The 18,453-nt window shown below is 70.6% G+C and carries 14 protein-coding genes; 8 read left to right on the forward strand and 6 right to left on the reverse strand.

Annotated features, from left to right (window positions below):
- Positions 1 to 374: 374 nt before the first annotated feature.
- From ABEA93_RS00990 to ABEA93_RS01015, 6 genes are all read right to left on the reverse strand, one after another.
- On the reverse strand, positions 375 to 2,006 hold the full coding sequence (locus ABEA93_RS00990; RefSeq protein ID WP_345673273.1) for an ABC transporter substrate-binding protein: 1,632 nt from the start codon (positions 2,004 to 2,006) through the stop codon (positions 375 to 377).
- Positions 2,007 to 2,419: 413 nt separating this feature from the next.
- Positions 2,420 to 4,039 carry an ABC transporter substrate-binding protein gene (locus ABEA93_RS00995; protein ID WP_345673274.1) on the reverse strand — a complete coding sequence of 540 codons (1,620 nt, stop codon included), beginning with the start codon at positions 4,037 to 4,039 and terminating at the stop codon, positions 2,420 to 2,422.
- 329 nt (positions 4,040 to 4,368) lie between these two features.
- The gene (locus ABEA93_RS01000; protein ID WP_345673275.1) at positions 4,369 to 5,664 is read right to left on the reverse strand and encodes an ABC transporter ATP-binding protein; all 1,296 of its coding nucleotides are present in this window, start codon (positions 5,662 to 5,664) and stop codon (positions 4,369 to 4,371) included.
- Positions 5,661 to 6,737: an ABC transporter ATP-binding protein gene (locus ABEA93_RS01005; RefSeq protein ID WP_345673276.1), complete on the reverse strand. Its 1,077-nt coding sequence runs from the start codon at positions 6,735 to 6,737 to the stop codon at positions 5,661 to 5,663. The genes ABEA93_RS01000 and ABEA93_RS01005 overlap by 4 nt, the downstream gene beginning before the upstream one ends.
- A gap of 38 nt (positions 6,738 to 6,775) precedes the next feature.
- Complete coding sequence (locus ABEA93_RS01010; RefSeq protein WP_345673277.1) at positions 6,776 to 7,684, reverse strand: ABC transporter permease; 909 nt, start codon at positions 7,682 to 7,684, stop codon at positions 6,776 to 6,778.
- Entirely contained in the window at positions 7,681 to 8,652 is a 972-nt protein-coding gene (locus ABEA93_RS01015; protein WP_345673278.1) for an ABC transporter permease, read from the reverse strand. The genes ABEA93_RS01010 and ABEA93_RS01015 overlap by 4 nt, the downstream gene beginning before the upstream one ends.
- A gap of 705 nt (positions 8,653 to 9,357) precedes the next feature.
- Here ABEA93_RS01015 and ABEA93_RS01020 point away from each other — a divergent pair.
- From ABEA93_RS01020 to ABEA93_RS01055, 8 genes are all read left to right on the forward strand, one after another.
- Positions 9,358 to 10,698: an ammonium transporter gene (locus ABEA93_RS01020; RefSeq protein WP_345673279.1), complete on the forward strand. Its 1,341-nt coding sequence runs from the start codon at positions 9,358 to 9,360 to the stop codon at positions 10,696 to 10,698.
- Positions 10,695 to 11,033 carry a P-II family nitrogen regulator gene (locus ABEA93_RS01025; RefSeq protein ID WP_345673280.1) on the forward strand — a complete coding sequence of 113 codons (339 nt, stop codon included), beginning with the start codon at positions 10,695 to 10,697 and terminating at the stop codon, positions 11,031 to 11,033. Before ABEA93_RS01020 ends, ABEA93_RS01025 begins: the two co-directional genes overlap by 4 nt.
- Before the next feature lie 238 nt (positions 11,034 to 11,271).
- Positions 11,272 to 13,641, forward strand: a complete 2,370-nt coding sequence (locus tag ABEA93_RS01030) for a [protein-PII] uridylyltransferase (protein ID WP_425584761.1) — start codon at positions 11,272 to 11,274, stop codon at positions 13,639 to 13,641.
- A gap of 110 nt (positions 13,642 to 13,751) precedes the next feature.
- Entirely contained in the window at positions 13,752 to 15,299 is a 1,548-nt protein-coding gene (ffh, locus tag ABEA93_RS01035; protein ID WP_345673282.1) for a signal recognition particle protein, read from the forward strand.
- Between the two features lie 124 nt (positions 15,300 to 15,423).
- A complete protein-coding gene (locus ABEA93_RS01040; RefSeq protein WP_345673283.1) occupies positions 15,424 to 15,972 on the forward strand; it encodes a GNAT family N-acetyltransferase in 549 nt (182 codons plus the stop codon).
- Positions 15,973 to 16,047: 75 nt separating this feature from the next.
- Entirely contained in the window at positions 16,048 to 17,460 is a 1,413-nt protein-coding gene (proS, locus tag ABEA93_RS01045; RefSeq protein WP_345673284.1) for a proline--tRNA ligase, read from the forward strand.
- A gap of 205 nt (positions 17,461 to 17,665) precedes the next feature.
- Entirely contained in the window at positions 17,666 to 18,124 is a 459-nt protein-coding gene (gene rpsP / locus ABEA93_RS01050) for a 30S ribosomal protein S16 (RefSeq protein WP_345673285.1), read from the forward strand.
- A 4-nt stretch (positions 18,125 to 18,128) separates the two neighbouring features.
- A complete protein-coding gene (locus ABEA93_RS01055) occupies positions 18,129 to 18,368 on the forward strand; it encodes an RNA-binding protein (protein WP_235052715.1) in 240 nt (79 codons plus the stop codon).
- Positions 18,369 to 18,453: the final 85 nt, after the last annotated feature.

An 18,453-nucleotide genomic window follows, 5' to 3' on the forward strand; every position in this document is an offset into this window, starting at 1 on the left:
AGTACGTGGCGGGCCGGTCCGGGGCCGGCCAGATCGTGCTGCCGTGCGGTCCGCCACGCGGCCCGGGAGGCGGCGCGGCGGGGTGGGGCGAGGGGTGGAGCATGGAACTGCGCGGTGCGCGTCCGGGACGCCGACGTGCGGGGCGTCGCGAACGTGAGGGCCACCGTAGGTGCTTAACGCGGGAAAGTTTGTTGTCGAGCCGAATCTGTTACATCGTCAGATTCTGATGTTCCAGTGATCGGCGGCACTCGGAGTCACAGCGTCCGGATTCCGCCCCCGGCACGGACGCGCGGCGCCGCCGGACACCCCCGTGCCGAGGGCGTCCGGCGGCGCGGATTCCGCTGCCGGACAGGCGGCTCAGCCGCCTGGGAGGGCTACTTGTGCAGCCCGATCAGCTCCCAGCGCACCAGACCGTCGTTGAACAGCTGGAGGCCGGTCACCTTGGGCGTGAAGAGCGCCGCGGAGACGGCCTCCTGGTACACCCAGAACGGCATGTCCTCGTTGAGCTGCGTCTGGACGCGCGTGTAGGCGTCACGGCGCTCTCCGGTGTCCGTCGTCAGGCGGGCCTCTTCGAGCGCCTTGTTCACGGTGACGTTGTCATAGCCCGCCGAGTTGCCGAACGCCAAGGGGCCGCCGTGCAGCAGATCGTAGATGCCCGGCTCCGGGTCGTCGATCCACTGCTGCCCGACCGCCGCGGTCCACCCGTCGCCGTTCTTGCGGACGGTGCGGATGTAGGTGGGGATGTCCACCTGCTGGATCTTCATCTCCACACCCCGGTAGGTGCTCAGCTTCTGCTGGATGAAGCGGGCCACGTCCACGGTCGTCGGCGCCGACGGGGTGATGTAGGTGAACTGGAGCGGCTTGGTGCCGTTCTTCGTCACCTGGTCGAACAGCTCCTTGGCCTTGTCCGCGTTGTTCTCCGGGGCCGAGAGCTGGTTGTTGGCGAGAGGCGACGCCGAGCCGAAGATGCCCTTCGCCGGGGTACCCGCGCCGTTGTAGAACTTGTCGTTGATCTCCGAGCCGCTGAGCGCGTAGGCGACCGCCTGGCGCGCCCGCACGTCGGTGAACGGTCCCTTGAGGTTGTTGAACAGGACCATCGCGCCGCCGTTGAGGTGGATCTCCTCGACGCCGAGGCCGTTGCTCTTGCCGAGCCCGATGTTCGCCGGGTCGACGGTCACCATCAGGTCGGACGACTTGCCGAGGCTCTCGACCCCGCGCTTCACGTCCATGTCGACGTTGATGACGATCTCGTCCAGATAGGGCAGGCCCTTGTCCTTCTGCCAGTAGTTGGGGTTCTTGGTGAACACCTGCTTCTGGCCGGGCACCCATTCCTTGAGCATGAACGGCCCGGCGCCGACCGGGTGGTCCTTCAGCTTGCCGGGGTCGGCGAGGGCCTTGGGCGATGCGATGAAGGACAGGTTGCGGGCCACGATGCGGTCGAAGTTCGCGTTCGCCGTATTCAGGGCGATGTGCAGCAGCAGCGGGTCGGCCGGGTCGACGGTCAGCGACTTGATGTTCATCGCGGCCATGCTCTGGAACGACTGGATCGTGGGGTTCCGGTGCCGGTCCCAGTTCGCCATGACGGCGTTGGCGTCGTACGGCGCGCCGTCGCTGAACGTCACGTTGGGCTTGATCGTGAGGTTCCACTGCAGCATGTTGTTGCCGTCGGGGGCGAGCCGCTCGGCGATCTGCGGCTGCACGGTCCCGGTCGCCGGGTCGGTGACCACGAGCGCGTCGTAGACCGCCGACATGCGGTTGCCGTCCGCCGCGGCGACGAACGACGTCTGGGCCGGGTCGAAGCTCGCCGCGTCGCCCGGCACGGTCATCGTCAGCGAGCCGCCCTGCTTGGGCGTGCCGCCGGGCGTCGGGGGAGTGTCGCTGCCGCCGCCGCATCCGGCGAGGAGGACGCCGGCGACGACCGTGGCCGCGAGAGACCGGCCCCGGCGGAACGCGGTGTTCCGCCGCGCGGGCGCGGGTATTCGGATAGCGCGGGAAGTACGAGTCACTGCTGGCCAACCTTCACCTGACGGGCCGTCCGTTTGCCGCGGGCGGCGGTGGTGCGCGATACCGGCAGCTGCACGGTGACCGTCGGGGGATGGCAGACCGTGGGCAAGCCGGGTGGTGCGTTGGTGGTTCGGCGGTGCTGGGTCGTGCTTCGTGCATGCCGCGCACCGTGGAGGGTGCGCGGTGGGGGCGGGTTCCCGGAGGACGGAACCCCGCCCGGCCGCGGATACGCGGAGGCCGGACCGCCGTGGACGCGGCGGCCCGGCCTGCTTCGTCACGTGATGCGGGCTGCCCCTTTCTACTGCCTCAGAGGAGTCGGGTCCACCGTCGAATGTTCTCGGCCGTCACCCGACGAACACGCCGAGGGTGTTTCGGGTAGATTCATGCGCTCTGGTCCGCCCGTCGGCGGCGCGGGTCAGCGGCGCAGGCCGATGCGGTCGAACAGGGCGACGCCGTCGCTGTGCAGGCTGACGCCGGTGATCCGCGGGGCGAACACCGCGGTCCCGATCGCCTCCTGGTACACCCAGAACGGCACGTCGCGGTTGAGCGCGATCTGCACCTGCGTATAGGCGTCGCGGCGCACGGTGTTGTCGATCGTCGTGCGCGCGGTGATCAGCGCCTGGTCGACCGCCGGGTTCTTGTAGAAGCAGCAGTTCGAGAAGCTGTCGCCGCGCAGGAAGCCGACCAGGATCGGCTCCGGGTCCGGGAGCCAGATCTGGTCGATCTTGACCTCGAAGCGGCGTTCGATGTTCGACCGGGTGATGAAGGTGGGGACGTCGAGCGTCTCGACGTTCAGCTTGACGCCCGGGTACTTCGCGAGGGTCTGCTGAATGTACTGCGCGACCTTCACGGTGTTCGGCGCGTTCGGGATGATCATCGTCGCGGTGAGCGGCTTGCTGCCGTTCGCGGTGACCTTCGCGAACAGCCGCGCCGCCTCGTCCGGGTTGTTGTTCGGCTGCTGGAGCTGGTCGTTGGCGACCGGGCTGGAGGACGAGAAGATGCCGTGCGCGACGGCTCCGGTGCCGTCGAAGATCTGCTGGTTGATGGCGTCCGCGCTGAGCGCGTTCGCGACCGCGCGGCGCGCGTCGGGGTCGGCGAACGGCCCGGACGAGGTGTTGAAGGAGATCATCTGGCCGCCGGACAGGATCACCGAGACGGTGCCGAGGCCGCCGTCGCGGGCCTGGGCCACCACCATCGGGTCGATCGTCGATGTGGCGTCGGCGCGGCCCGCCTTGAGTTCCCCGACCGCGTGCCCCGGGTCGGGGTCGACCTTGAAGACGACGTGGTCGAGGTAGGGCGCGCCCTTCTTGAAGTACGTGGGGTTGCGGTCCAGCGTGAGCGACTTCCCCTTGTGCCAGTTCCCCGGGTTGAGCATGAACGGGCCCGCACCGACCGGGTTTTCCGCGCACTTCTGGCTGGCTATGCACTTCGGCGACGCGATGTAGGTCAGCTGTGTGGCGACCATGCGGTCGAAGTTCGCGTTCCGTTCCGGCAGGGTGATCTGCAGGTGGGTGTCGTCGACGACCTCGGTGTCCAGGCCGGCCGCGGCGGCGTTCTGCTGCGACTGCACCTTCGGGTCGGCGTGCCGGTCCCAGTTCACCTTGACGGCGTTGGCGTCGAGCGGGGTGCCGTCGGTGAACTTGACGTCGGAACGCAGGGTCAGCATCCACACCTTGGCGGTGGGTTCCTTCGGCAGCAGGCTCTCCGCCAGCTGGGGGTGGACCGTGCCGGTGTTCGGGTCGGCCCAGACGAGTTCGTCGTAGATGGCCGCCATGCGGTTGCCGTCCACGACGTTGTTGTACGAGGCGGTGAACGGATCCAGTCCGCGTGCCTCGCTTTGCAGCAGGAAGGTCATCGTGCCGCCGTCCTTCGGCGTTCCCGCGGCCTGCGGGCTGGTCGTGCCGTTGTCGCCGCACGCGGCGACGAGAACGGTGCCCGCGGCCGCCATGAGCACCAGCGGCCGGCGCAGCGAAGCGCGCCGGTAGCGGTAACGGAAGGTGTGTGACGGCTGTATCTCAGGTCGTGCGAAAGCCACTGCTGGGGTCGTCCTAACGCATTGCCCGTCCGGGGGCGGACGGTGGTACCGATGGAGGTGCGACTTGCTACGTGCTCCCCGCGCGTCCGGCGCCCGTCGTCGACGGGCGCCGGACACATGCGCGGGTTCGGAAGTGCAGGGCGGTACTGGCGGTGCTAGGCGCCACGGGGTGACACGTGTCAACGTGTGGACGGCAATCTCCGTGGCATTCCGGTTGGTTGGCGGTGATTCGTGCCAAGGTCCGGAAACGCCGCACGCCGGACCGCGGAGCCGTGGCGGCTTCGCGGTCCGGCGTACGACGGACGTGCGTGGATGATTCTGACGTACGGTCAGGCGGAGGCGGCGACCGCCTCCTCCGCGTTCTCTCCGACGAGCGGGAAGTGGCAGGCCACGCGGTGCCCCGGGGCGACCTCGCGGAGCTGCGGAACCTCGTCCGCGCACCGGTCGGTGGCGAGCGGGCAGCGGGTCCGGAACCGGCAGCCGGTGGGCGGACGCATGGGCGACGGGATCTCGCCCTTGAGCGCCGGACCGGAGTGCTCGGCGCCGGGGTCCGGGGCGGGCACGGCGTCCAGCAGCGCCCGCGTGTACGGGTGCGCCGGGTTGTCGTAGATGGCGTCGGTGTCGCCGGTCTCGCAGATCGTGCCCAGGTACATCACCGCGACCTCGTCGCTGATGTTCCGGACCACCGCGAGGTCGTGCGCGACGAAGATCATCGAGACGCCGGTGGACGCCTTCATGTCGTCGAGCAGGTCGAGCACCTGCGCCTGCACCGACACGTCCAGGGACGCGACCGGCTCGTCGCAGATCAGCAGGTCCGGGTTGACCACCATGGCGCGCGCGATCGCGATGCGCTGGCACTGGCCGCCGGAGAACTGGTGCGGACGGCGGTCCGACACGAACTCCGGGTCCAGGCCCACCTTGCGCAGCATCTCGGCGACGCGCGGCGCGACCTCGTCCTTGGGCGTGCCGGAGATGACCAGGCCTTCGGCGACGATGTCCTTGATCTTGCGGCGCGGGTTGAGCGCCGAGATCGGGTCCTGGAACACCATCTGGATGCGGCGGCGCATGACGCGCAGCCCTTCCTTGTTCAGCTTGGTCAGGTCCTGCCCGTCGAACACGACCGAGCCCTTGGTGGGCTTGGTGAGCTGCAGGATCGCCCGCGCGAGCGTGGACTTGCCGCAGCCGGACTCGCCGACCAGGCCGAGCGTCTTGCCGCGCTTCAGCTCGAACCCGACGCCCGCGACGGCGTTCATGACGCCGCCGGGCACCCGGAACTGCTGCACGAGGTCGGAGACGGTGAGCAGGATGTCGTCCTCGACCGCCTCGCGGCTCGCCGGGACCTTCGCGGACGCGGCGGCGGAGGCCTCGGCGTCGTCGGCCTTCTCGGCCCCTGCCTCTGCCTCTGCGTCTGCCTCTGCCTCGGACTTGGCCTCGGCTTCGGCGTCCTCGGCCTTGGCGTCGTCCTTCTTCGCCTCGTCGGCCTTGACCTCGTCGGCCTTGACCTCTTCGGTCTTGGCGTCCTCAGCCTTGGCTTCTTCGACCTTGGTTTCCTCGGCCTTGGTTTCCTCGGACTTGGCCCTGGTCTTGGCGGCGGCCGCGGTGGTCTTCTTCTTGCCGGCGGTCATGCCGAGACCTCCTTGGTCTCCGTGCTGGTGCTTGCTCCCGCCCCGACGGTCACCGGGACGTCCAAGGCCTCGTCCTCGCCGACCGGGTGGTGGCACGCGAACAGGTGCAGCGAGTTGCCGTTCGCCCGCAGGTCCGGGCGCTCGGTGTGGCACACGTCCGCGGCGGTGTCGCAGCGTGCCGCGAAGGCGCAGCCGCCCTTGAACGTGACCAGGTCCGGCGGGCTGCCCGCGATGGGGCTCGGCCGCATCGTCTTCGGCACGTCCAGGCGCGGCACGGCGGCCAGGAGCGCTTCGGTGTAGCGGTGCCGGCGGTGCACGAACAGGTCGTCGGTGGGGGAGTGCTCCACCATGCGGCCCGCGTACATCACGGCGATCTCGTCGGTGCGGCCGGCCACCACGCCGAGGTCGTGGCTGACCAGGATCATGCCCATGCCGCGGTCCTCCTGGATCTCCTCCAGGAGGTCCAGGATCTGCCGCTGCACGGTCACGTCCAGGGCGGTGGTCGCCTCGTCCGCGATCAGCAGGTCGGGGTCGCAGGCCAGCGCCATGGCGATGGTGACGCGCTGGCGCATGCCGCCGGACAGCTGGTGCGGGTACTGCTTCGCCCGCTTCTCCGGCTCCGGGATGCCGACCTGCTTGAGGAGGTCCACCGCGCGGACCTTCGCGTCCGCGCGGGAGATCTCCATGTGCTCGCGCATCGGCTCGGTCAGCTGGCGCTCGATGCGCACGACCGGGTTGAGCGACGTCATCGGGTCCTGGAAGACCATCGCGATCCGGTTGCCCCAGATGCTCCGCGCCTGCTTGCGCGGGATGCCCACCAGCTCGTCGCCGTCGAGCTTGACGCTGCCGCTGATCTTCGCGATCGACGGGCTGATGCCCATCAGCGAACGCACCAGCATCGACTTGCCCGAGCCGGACTCGCCGACCAGGCCCAGGGTCTCGCCGCGGGCGATGCGGAACGACACGCCGTCGACCGCCTTGAGGAGGCCGCGGGGGGTGTTGAGGTGAACCTTGAGGTCGGCGACCTCCAGCAGCGGGACGTCCGACGCGGGGGCGTCTTTGTTCCGATCCATGAATACGGTCCGTCCGTCGAAAGCGCCTGGTCAGGCGGCTAGAGGTTGGATTCGCGCACGTCGAACTTCGCGCGCAGCCGGTCGCCGATGACGTTGAGGGAGAACACCGTCAGGAAGAGCACGGCACAGGGGATGAACACCTGGCCGGGCGCGTCCTCGAGCGCGTCCTTCTCCTTGAACACCATGCCGCCCCAGCTCGGCTCGGGGTCGGGGACACCGACGCCGAGGAACGACAGGGAGCCTTCCGCGACGATCATGACGGCCATCACGATGACGGCGTACGACAGGATCACCGCGACGGTGTTCGGCATCAGCTCGCGGAACATGATCCGGCCGGGCTTTGCCCCCATCGCCCGGGCCACCACGACGTACTCGCGTTTCGACTGCGCGATCGCGTTCGCTTTGGTGAGCCGGTAGAAGCCCGGGACGGCCAGCACCGCGAGGCCCGCGGTGATGTTCCAGACGGACGGCGGCTTGAACGCCGACGCCAGCATGAGCAGGAGGAGCAGCGGCGGGAACGCGAGCAGCGCGTCCGCGACGATGTCCACGATCGCTTCGACGGTTCCGCGGAAGTACGCGGACGCGAGCCCCAGCAGGCCGCCGATCAGGATGCCCAGGGCCACCGGCACGGTCGCCACGATCAGCGACGTGCGGGCGCCCAGCGCGATCCGGGTCAGCGTGCTGCGCCCGAGGTAGTCGGTGCCCAGGAACTCCGGCCACGACTGGAACGGCGCCAAGTGCGACTCGCCGATCGGCTTGTCGTACTCGGCCGGCAGCAGGTCGGCGAACAGCACCATGAGGATCACGATGCCGATCCAGCCCAGCGACAGGTACCAGAGGATCCCCGGCCGCTTCTTCTTGGCCTTGATCTCCGCGGCGGCCTCGCCCGGCGACTCCACGCCGGACTCGGTCAGGCCGAGGCTGTTCTCGGTTTCGACGAGGCTCATCGCGCCCTCACTCTCGGGTCGATCAGCATGTAACCGATATCGACCAGTGCGTTCAGCAGGACGTATCCGACCGCGATGACGACGACGGTGCCCTGCACGACAGGTACGTCGTTGTTGGCCTGGATGGCCCCGACGATGCTCTGCCCCAGGCCGGGGATGCTGAAGTAGACCTCGACGATGACGGTGCCGCCGATGAGCCGGCCCAGGGTGAGGCCCGAGATGGTGATCAGCGAGAACGACGACGGCCGCAGCGCGTGCCGGAACAGCACGTACGGCGTCGAGAGGCCCTTGGAGCGCGCCGTGAGGATGTAGTCCTCTTGCAGCGTGCCGAGCATGTCACTGCGCAGCAGCCGCAGGAACTGGGGGATTTCCGCGAGCGCGAGGACGATCGCGGGCAGTATCAGGTACTCGATGTTGCCGCCCGGGTCCTCGGAGAACTTCGCCCACCCGGTGTTCGGGAAGACTTGTCCGAGCGTGCCGGGCGCGGCGAACAGGTAGACCAGCAGGACCGAGCTGATGAACGGCGGAACGGCCAGCAGCGCCGACGACATACCGCCCATGATTTTGTCGGGCAATCGCCCGGCTTTCGCCGCGGACCAGACACCCAGGGGAACGGCCACGAGCAACGCGATGAGCAGCGCGGTGACGGCCAGCTCGAGGGTCGCCGGGTAGCGCTCCTTGATCGACTCCATCACGGGCTGGTCGGTGGCGATCGACTTGCCGAGGTCGCCGGTGACGGCGTCGCCGACCCAGTCCGTGTAGCGCTCGAACAGCGGCTTGTCGTAGCCGTATTCCTTTTCGAGCGCCTTCACGTCCGCGGGCGTCATGTCCGGGGTGAGCTTGGCGGCGACCGGGGTCTTGCTCGAATCCCCGAGCTTCATCATCTCGGGCATCGCTGTGGTGGCGAACGTGACCAGGAACAACACCGGAATCAGATGGAGGACCTTGCGACCGAGCAGGCGCCACACGACGGCGTCACCCCCTCTCGCGGGTCTGGTCGGCTTCAGGTCGGCTGACTCGTGGAGACCGATATCGGGACGGATATTGGGACAGTCTGTGCATCCGCGGTGACGGGGGTCGGAGGCCCTGGTGACACGTGCCTTGACGGTCCGTCAGTTAAGCGCGGTGATTAATTACGGCAGTGAGTGCGATCAATGTCAATGCATTCCCGTGATCGGTCTCACTGTCCCCGCCAGGCTTTACCAACCATCCCGTCGGGAACGTCCGGGCTATTCCCGCGGGACCCCTATTGCCCCTCTGACCAGCAGTTGCCCGCCCGTCACGCCGCGCCGCGGACGGCACTCGGTGCCACCTTGATCCGTACGCCGAGGTACGTGCGCGGAGGCCCGCCGGGCGGGTGTACGGTGACCTCTCCCGCCGGTCCCCCGCGGTCCCCTCTTCTGCGCGCGCCCGCGCGCGCGAGACCCGCACGTCCGCGCCCGCTGTCCGGAAACCGTCTGCGGCACCCCGGAGTTGCCCGCGCGGACCCGCCGGATCCCGCCGTCGGAGACCCCCGCACGGCCCATGCGTGGACGTTCACACCCCCGAAACACTCGTGCGGGAACCGTCACGCCCGCGAAACACGCCGCGACACGCCGTGAAACCTCACGCCCCGAAGGTTCTTCCCATGAGCCCCGGAGGTCGGCCGGGGCACCGGAGAAGAGAGGCGGAGTATGGACACGGGTAACACCGCTTTCGTACTCGTGAGCGCCGCACTCGTCCTGTTGATGACGCCGGGCCTGGCGTTCTTCTACGGCGGCATGGTGCGGGCCAAGAGCGTGCTCAACATGCTGATGATGAACTTCATCTGCATCGCGGTCGTCACGGTCCTGTGGATCCTCTACGGCTGGACCGTCGCCTTCGGCAACGCGAACGACGCGCCCGACGGCAGCACCGTATGGGGCGGCTTCAAGCAGTGGGCGCTGCACGACATCTCGATGACGGACGGGCAGTGGGGCACCTCGGGTGTCCCGATCATCGCCGTCGTCGCGTTCCAGCTGATGTTCGCCATCATCACGCCCGCGCTGATCAGCGGCGCCATCGCGGACCGCGCCAAGTTCACCGCATGGGCACTGTTCGTCGCCGTGTGGTCGACCCTGGTCTACTTCCCGGTCGCGCACTGGGTGTTCTCGCCGAACGGCTTCATCAACGCGAAGCTCCACGTCATGGACTTCGCCGGCGGCACCGCGGTGCACATCAACGCCGGTGCGGCAGCCCTGGCCTGCGCACTCGTGCTCGGCAAGCGCGTGTCGTGGCGCAAGGACCCGATGCGGCCGCACAACGTGCCGTTCGTGATGCTCGGCGCGGGCCTCCTGTGGTTCGGCTGGTTCGGCTTCAACGCCGGCTCCGCGCTCGGCGCCAACGGCGCCGCGTCGATGGTGTTCGTCAACACCCAGGTCGCCACCGCCGCCGCGGTCCTCGGCTGGCTCGCCGTCGAGAAGATCCGCGACGGCCACTTCACCACCCTCGGTGCCGCGTCCGGCGCGGTCGCCGGCCTGGTCGCCATCACCCCCGCGTGCGCCTCGGTCAGCCCGCTCGGCTCGATCGCCATCGGCCTCATCGCGGGCGGCGTGTGCGCCCTCGCCATCAGCCTCAAGTACAAGTTCGGCTTCGACGACTCGCTCGACGTGGTCGGCGTCCACCTCGTCGGCGGCGTCGTCGGCACCCTCCTCATCGGCCTGTTCGCCACGAAGGAGATGGTCGGCACCGTCTACACCAACGGCGCCAAGGCCGGCCTCTTCTACGGCGGCGGCGTCGAGCAGCTCGGCCGCCAGGCCGCGGGTGCCGCGATCGTCCTCGTCTACTCCTTCGTCCTCGCCTACGCCATCGCCTTCGTCATCGACAAGACCATGGGCTTCCGGGTCGCCGAAGACGACGAGGTCGCCGGCATCGACCAGGTCGAACACGCCGAGACCGCCTACGACTTCGCCACCATGGGCGGCTCCCTCCGGCCGGCCCCGGCCCACGTCGCCGCAGGCACCTCCGCAGCGGCCGAATCGAAGGTGGACGCGTGAAGCTCATCACCGCGGTGATCAAGCCGCACCGGCTCGACGACGTCAAGAACGCCCTCCAGGCGTACGGCGTCCACGGCATCACCGTCACCGAAGCCAGCGGCTACGGCCGCCAGCGCGGCCACACCGAGGTGTACCGCGGCGCCGAATACCAGGTCGACCTCGTTCCCAAGGTCCGCCTGGAGGTCGTCACCGACGACGACGACGCCGAAGAACTCCTCGAAGTGATCGTCAAGGCCGCCCGCACCGGCAAGATCGGCGACGGGAAAGCCTGGATCGTCCCGGTCGACAGCGTCGTCCGGGTCCGCACCGGAGAACGCGGACCCGAGGCGCTCTGAGCGCCCCGCGACCCCCGCACCGGAACACACCGGAACCCGCAATGCCTGCGCCCCGAGCCCGCACCGCCACATCGGCGTGCGGGCTCGCGGCGTCCCGCGCGCCGCGCCCTCCTCACCCCGCGCCTCCCAGCACCCCGCCCGCGCACCCGCGCGCACCGAGGAGATCGGCCCAACGCGCGTTTGCCGCGCCGGGCGCCGGGAACCCCCGACCGACCGCCGACACCCCAGGAGGCCGCCCGTGGTGAGCCCGAGCCCCCCCACCGACCGCTACACCCGCGACCGCGCCGCCCTCCTCGGCGACGCCGACCGCCCCGCCGCCGAACGCCGCCGCGCCCTCTCCGACCTCGCCGACCGCTGGCTCGCCGAACTCCTCGACGCCGCCGCCGGCCCCACCGCGGGCACCGCGGCCGCCCCCGGCGCCGGCATCGCGCTCGTCGCCGTCGGCGGCTACGGCCGCCGCGAACTCTCCCCCGGCAGCGACCTCGACGTCGTCCTCGTGCACGACGGCCGCCCCGGCATCGCCGAACTCGCCGACGCCGTCTGGTACCCCGTCTGGGACTCCGGCACCTCCCTCGACCACGCCGTCCGCACCCCCGACGAAGTCCGCCGCGCCGCCGACGACGACCTCCGCGTCCACCTCGGCCTCCTCGACGCCCGGCACATCGTCGGCGACCCCGACCTCACCGCCCGCATCCGCACCACCGCCCTCACCTCCTGGCGCACCGGCGCCGCCAAACGCCTCCCCGAACTCCGCGACGCCTGCCGGGAACGCGCCGAACAGCACGGCGAACTCGCGTTCCTCCTCGAACCCGACCTCAAATACGCCCGCGGCGGCCTCCGCGACCTCGCCGCCCTCCGCGCCGTCTCCGCCTCCTGGGTCGCCGACGCCCCCCACGAAGAAGCCGACGCCGCCCGCGCCACCCTCCTCGACGTCCGCGACGCCCTCCACCTCGCCACCGGCCGCCCCGCCGACCGGCTCCTCCTCCAGGAACAGGACACCGTCGCCCGCGCCCTCGGCCTCCTCGACGCCGACACCCTGCTGCGCCGCGTCTCCGAAGCCGCCCGCGCCGTCTCCTACGCCTCCGACGTCACCTGGCGCGAAGTCGACCGCGTCCTCGCCGCCCGCACGGGCCCCATCCGCCGCGTCCTCCGCGGCCGCAACGCCCGCCCCACCGGCCCGGAACGCCGACCCCTCGCCGAAGGCGTCGTCGAACACGGCGGCGAAGCCGTCCTCGCCCAGGGCGCCCAGCCCTCCCGCGACCCCGTCCTCCTGCTCCGCGCCGCCGCCGCGGCCGCCCAGCACGGCGTCCCGCTGTCCCGGCACGCCGTCGACCGCCTCGCCGTCGAATGCGCCCCGCTGCCCGACCCGTGGCCGCCCGCCGCCCGCGAATCCTTCGTCGCCCTCCTCGGCGCCGGCCGCAGCGCCCTGCCCGTCTGGGAAGCCCTCGAATCGCGGCACCTGGTCACCCGGCTGCTGCCCGACTGGGAACGCGTCCGCTGCCGCCCGCAACGCAACGCCGTGCACCGCTTCACCGTCGACCGCCACCTCGTGGAGACCGCCGTCCAGGCCGCCGCCCACACCCGCCGCGTCGCCCGCCCCGACCTCCTCCTCGTCGCCGCGCTCCTGCACGACGTCGGCAAGGGCTGGCCCGGCGACCACAGCATCAGCGGCGAAGTCATCGCCCGCGAAGCCGCCGCCCGCATCGGCTTCCCCAAAGACGACGTCGACGTCATCGCCACCCTCGTCCGCCACCACCTCCTCCTCGTCGACACCGCCACCCGCCGCGACCTCGACGACCCCGTCACCGTCCACACCTTCGCCGAAGCCGTCGGCAGCACCGAGACCCTCGAACTCCTGCACGCCCTCACCGAAGCCGACGCCGCCGCCACCGGCCCCGCCGCGTGGAGCGACTGGCGCGACGCCCTGTGCCGCGACCTCGTCCGCCGCACCCGCGCGGTCCTCGCCGGCCGGCCCGCCGCCACCGCACCGCCCGTCGACATCGCCCGGCTGCGCCTCGCCGGCCAGACCGAAGGCGGCTTCGCGGTCACCCTCCAGCCGCTGTCCTACGGCGCCGAGGTCACCGTCGCCGCCCCCGACCGGGTCGGCCTGCTCGCTCTCGCCGCGGGCGTCCTCGCGCTGCACCGGCTCACAGTGCGCTCCGCCGCCGCCGACGTCGTCGACGGCACCGGCATCACGGTGTGGACGGTGGAGACCGAGTTCGGCGCGCTGCCCGACCCGGCAGCCGTCCGCGAGGACATCCGCCGTGCCCTGGAAGGCGGCCTCGACGTCGCCGCCAAGCTCGCCGCCCGCGAAGCCGCCTACGCGCCGCGCCGCGGCACCGCCCCCAACCCACCGCGCGTCGAGGTCGTCCCCGGCGTCTCGGAGACCGCCACCGTCCTCGAAGTCCGCGCGCACGACAGCCCCGGCCTGCTGCACCGCATCGGGCAGGCGCTGGCCGGCGCCCGGGTCAGCGTCCGCCAGGCCCGGGTCGGCACGCACGGCGCCGACGCCGTCGACGCCTTCTACATCGTGGGCGCCGACGGCAACCCCCTGGCCCCGGACACCGCCAAGCAGGTCGCCAAGGCGGTGGAGAAAGCCCTGACCTGACCCCGGAGCCGGGGGAGCCCCGGCACCGGCCTGGCCCCGGTCCCGGCGGCCCCCCGGTAGGCTGGAGCGGACGACACTCCCATTCCCCGCGACGAAGGACCTCTGCCGACGTGTTCGACACTCTCTCCGACCGCCTCGCAGCGACCTTCAAGAACCTCCGCGGCAAGGGCCGGCTCTCCGAAGCCGACATCGACGCCACCGCGCGCGAGATCCGGGTGGCGCTGCTCGAAGCGGACGTGGCGCTGCCGGTCGTGCGCGAATTCGTCGCGCACGTCAAGGAGCGCGCCCGCGGCACGGAGGTCTCGCAGGCGCTGAACCCCGCCCAGCAGATCGTCAAGATCGTCAACGAGGAACTGGTCCGCATCCTCGGCGGCGAGACCCGGCGGCTGCGGTTCGCCAAGACCGCGCCGACCGTGATCATGCTCGCCGGCCTCCAGGGCGCGGGCAAGACCACCCTCGCCGGCAAGCTCGCCAAGTGGCTCAAGGCGCAGAAGCACGAGCCGCTGCTGGTCGCGTGCGACCTCCAGCGCCCCAACGCGGTCAACCAGCTCACCGTGGTCGCCGAGCGCGCGGGCGTCTCCGTCTACGCGCCCGAGCCGGGCAACGGCGTCGGCGACCCGGTCGCGGTCGCCCGCGACTCCATCGAGTTCGCCCGCGCCAAGCAGTACGACGTGGTCATCGTCGACACCGCCGGCCGCCTCGGCATCGACGCCGAACTCATGCAGCAGGCCGCGGACATCCGCGACGCCGTCAGCCCCGACGAGATCCTCTTCGTGGTCGACGCGATGATCGGCCAGGACGCGGTCGTCACCGCGCAGGCCTTCCTCGACGGCGTCGGCTTCGACGGCGTGGTGCTGTCCAAGCTCGACGGCGACGCCCGCGGCGGTGCCGCGCTGTCCGTCGCGCAGGTCACCGGCCGCCAGGTCATGTTCGCCTCCAACGGCGAGAAGCTCGACGACTTCGACGCGTTCCACCCGGACCGCATGGCGTCCCGCATCCTCGGCATGGGCGACATGCTCAGCCTCATCGAGATGGCGGAGCAGAAGTACGACGCCGAGGTCGCCCTCAAGGCCGCCGAGAAGATCCAGAAGGGCGGCAAAGACTTCACTCTGGAGGACTTCCTCCAGCAGATGGAGCAGGTCAAGAAGATGGGGTCGATCTCCAAGCTCCTCGGGATGCTGCCCGGCATGGGGCAGATGAAGGAGCAGATCGACAGCATCGACGACCGCGACCTGGACCGCGTCGCCGCGATCATCAAGTCGATGACCCCGGCCGAACGCGACGACCCCAAGATCATCAACGGATCCCGGCGCGCCCGCATCGCCAAGGGCTCCGGCGTCGAGGTCTCCGCGGTCAACAACCTCATCGAGCGGTTCTTCGAAGCCCGCAAGATGATGACCTCCATGGCCCGCGGCGGCGGCTTCCCCGGCATGCCGGGCATGCCGGGCATGGGCGGCGCCAAGAAGAAGGGCAAGGCCCCCAAGCAGGCCAAGGGCAAGCGCCAGTCCGGCAACCCGATGAAGCGCAAGCAGGAAGAACTCGAAGCCGCGAAGCGCCGCGAAGAGCGCGCCGCGGGCGGCTTCCAGCTCCCGGCCGGCGGCGACACCGACCCGGGCTCCTTCGAACTCCCCAAGGGCTTCGAGGACTACCTCAAGTAGTCCGCACCCGAGCGGCCTTTCCCCCGCGCGCCCGGCCCGGCCGGCCGCGCGGGGAAGGCCGCCCGGGGCGCCCGCGCCCCTGAGCAGTCCGCCCCGTTGCAGGTCAGGCGGATAGAGTTCGGCGATGACCGCCGTGTACACGAAGCCCGGATTCCGCGTCGGCATCCGCCAGGTCCGCGACGAGGACGCCCCCGCCTACCGCGACGCCGTCCTGCGCTCCATCGAACTCATCAGCCGCTGGAACCCCGCGCGCCCCGACGGCTTCCCCGACATCCTCGCCGCCCAAGGCCCGACCATGTGCACCTACCTCGTCGTCGACCTCGACGACGGCGGCCTGGCCGGCAAGATCAACGTCGCGAACATCGCCCGCGGCGGATTCCGCAACGCCACCCTCGGCTACGACGCCTACCTCCCGTACGCGGGAACCGGCCGCATGACCGAAGGCCTCAAGCTCGTCGTCGACCGCGCCTTCACCCCCGCCGCGCGCGGCGGCCTCGACCTGCACCGCCTGGAGATCAACGTCCAGCCCGGGAACGACCGTTCGATCTCCCTCGCGAAACGCCTCGGCTTCCGCCGCGAAGGCTTCTCGCCCCGCATGATCCACATCAACGGAGCGTGGCGAGACCACGAGCGCTTCGCGATGACCGCCGAGGAGTGGGCCGGCCTCGGCTGAACCCCCGCCGCCCCCGGCCCGGAACGCCGCCGGCGCGGTCCGAGCGGGACGGCGGAGCCCGTACCATGTGGCCTCATGGCAAAGGCTCCCATCCTCACCCCCCAGGCGGACGACTTCCCGCGCTGGTACCAGGACCTGATCGGCAAGGCCGAACTGGCGGACAACGGACCGGTGCGCGGCACCATGGTCATCCGACCGTACGGCTACTCGCTGTGGGAGCGGATGCAGTCCGAAGTCGACGCGCGCATCAAGGACGCCGGGGCGCAGAACGCGTACTTCCCGATGTTCATCCCCGAGAACTACCTCACGCGCGAGGCCGAGCATGTCGAAGGCTTCAGCCCCGAGCTGGCCGTCGTCACGCACGGCGGCGGAAAGCAGCTCGAAGAACCCGTCGTGGTGCGCCCCACCTCCGAGACGATCATCAACGAGTACATCTCGAAGTGGGTGCAGTCGTACCGCGACCTGCCGCTCCTCATCAACCAGTGGGCCAACGTCGTCCGCTGGGAGCTGCGGCCCCGCGTCTTCCTGCGCACCACCGAGTTCCTGTGGCAGGAAGGCCACACCGCGCACGTCTCCTACGACGACGCCCGCGCCTACGCGTCGCGCATCCACCGCCAGGTCTACGGCGACTTCATGCGCAACGTCCTCGCCATCGACGTCCTCCTCGGCCGCAAGACCGCCCGCGAACGCTTCGCCGGCGCCATCAACACCCTCACCCTCGAAGGCATGATGGGCGACGGCAAGGCCCTCCAGATGGGCACGTCGCACGAACTCGGCCAGAACTTCGCCAAGGCCTTCGACATCCAGTACCTCGCCGACAGCGGCGAACGCGAATACGCGTGGCAGACCTCGTGGGGCGTCAGCACCCGCATGGTCGGCGGCCTGATCATGAGCCACGGCGACGACAACGGCCTCCGCATCCCGCCGCGCCTCGCCCCCGTGCAGGCCGTCGTCATGGCGATCAAGGGCGACGACGCCGTCCTCGCCGCGGTCCGCGACCTCGGCGACCGACTCAAGGCGGCCGGCATCCGTGCCGTCGTCGACGACAAGACCGACACCCCGTTCGGCCGCCGCGCCGTCGACTGGGAGCTGAAGGGCGTCCCGGTCCGCCTCGAGATCGGCCCGCGCGACCTCGAAGGCGGCACCGCGATGCTGGCCCGCCGCATCGCCGGCGGCAAGAGCCCGGTCACCCTCGACAGCGCCGTCGACACCGTCGCCGCCGTCCTCGCCGAGGACCAGGACCTGCTGCTCCGCCAGTCCGCCGAGCGGCGCATCGCCCGCACCGTCGACGTCGCCTCGATCGACGAGGCCGTCGAAGCCGCCACGACCGGCTGGGCGCGCATGCCGTGGGCCGACCTCGGCCCGGCCGGCGAAGCCAAGCTCGCCGAGCAGGGCGTGTCCGTCCGCTGCCTGGTCACCGCCGACGGCGACGTCCCGGACGCCGACGACCAGCCCGGCAACGTGGCGATCCTGGCCCGCGCCTACTGACCGGGCCCTTGCCGCACCTACGCACGCCCCGGACCCCGCGAATTGGGATCCGGGGCGTGTGTCTGGCAGAATGGCCCGCTGAGTACCCGGAGCATTGACGGACCCTCTCTCCGCATGACTTCGTGTCCACGACCGGTATGTCCTCATGTCCCCACGTGACGACGCGGTCGCTCACCCACGTCAAGATGCAGGAGACACCACACTCGTGGCAGTCAAGATCAAGCTGAAGCGCCTGGGCAAGATCCGCAGCCCGCACTACCGCATCGTCGTCGCCGACGCCCGCACCAAGCGTGACGGCCGCGCGATCGAAGAGATCGGTATCTACCACCCGATGGAGAACCCCTCGCGCATCGAGGTCGACTCCGACCGGGCCCAGTACTGGCTGTCCGTCGGCGCCCAGCCGACCGAGCCGGTCGCGCACATCCTCAAGCTCACCGGCGACTGGCAGAAGTACAAGGGCCTGCCGGCTCCGGAGCCGCTGAAGGTCGCCGCCCCGAAGGCCGACAAGAAGGCCGTGTTCGAGGCCGCCGCCAAGGAAGCCGCGGACGAGCCGAAGGACGGCGCCACCACGCCGAAGGCGAAGAAGGAGAAGAAGGCCGACGCGGCCGAGGCTCCCGCTGCCGAGGCGACCGAGTCCGCCGAGTCGGCGCCGAGCGAGGGCTGACCCCATGCTCGAAGAGGCCCTTGAGCACCTGGTCAAGGGAATCGTCGAGAACCCGGACGACGTGAAGGTCCGGGCGCGCAACCTGCGCCGGGGCCGCATCCTCGAGGTGCGCGTGCACCCCGACGACCTGGGCAAGGTCATCGGCCGGGGCGGCCGGACCGCGCGGGCGCTGCGCACCGTCGTCACCGCCCTGGGCGGCCGCGGGGTCCGCGTGGACCTCGTCGACGTCGACCAGGTGCGCTGACCCGCCGCCGGCCTCCCGGGCCGGCGCGAGCGAGCAGACCCGTTCAGACGCACGGGTGGCCCTCCACATCTGTCCATCCGATGTG

The sequence above is a fragment of the Yinghuangia aomiensis genome, assembly GCF_039542225.1.
In the GTDB taxonomy this organism is placed as follows: domain Bacteria; phylum Actinomycetota; class Actinomycetes; order Streptomycetales; family Streptomycetaceae; genus Yinghuangia; species Yinghuangia aomiensis.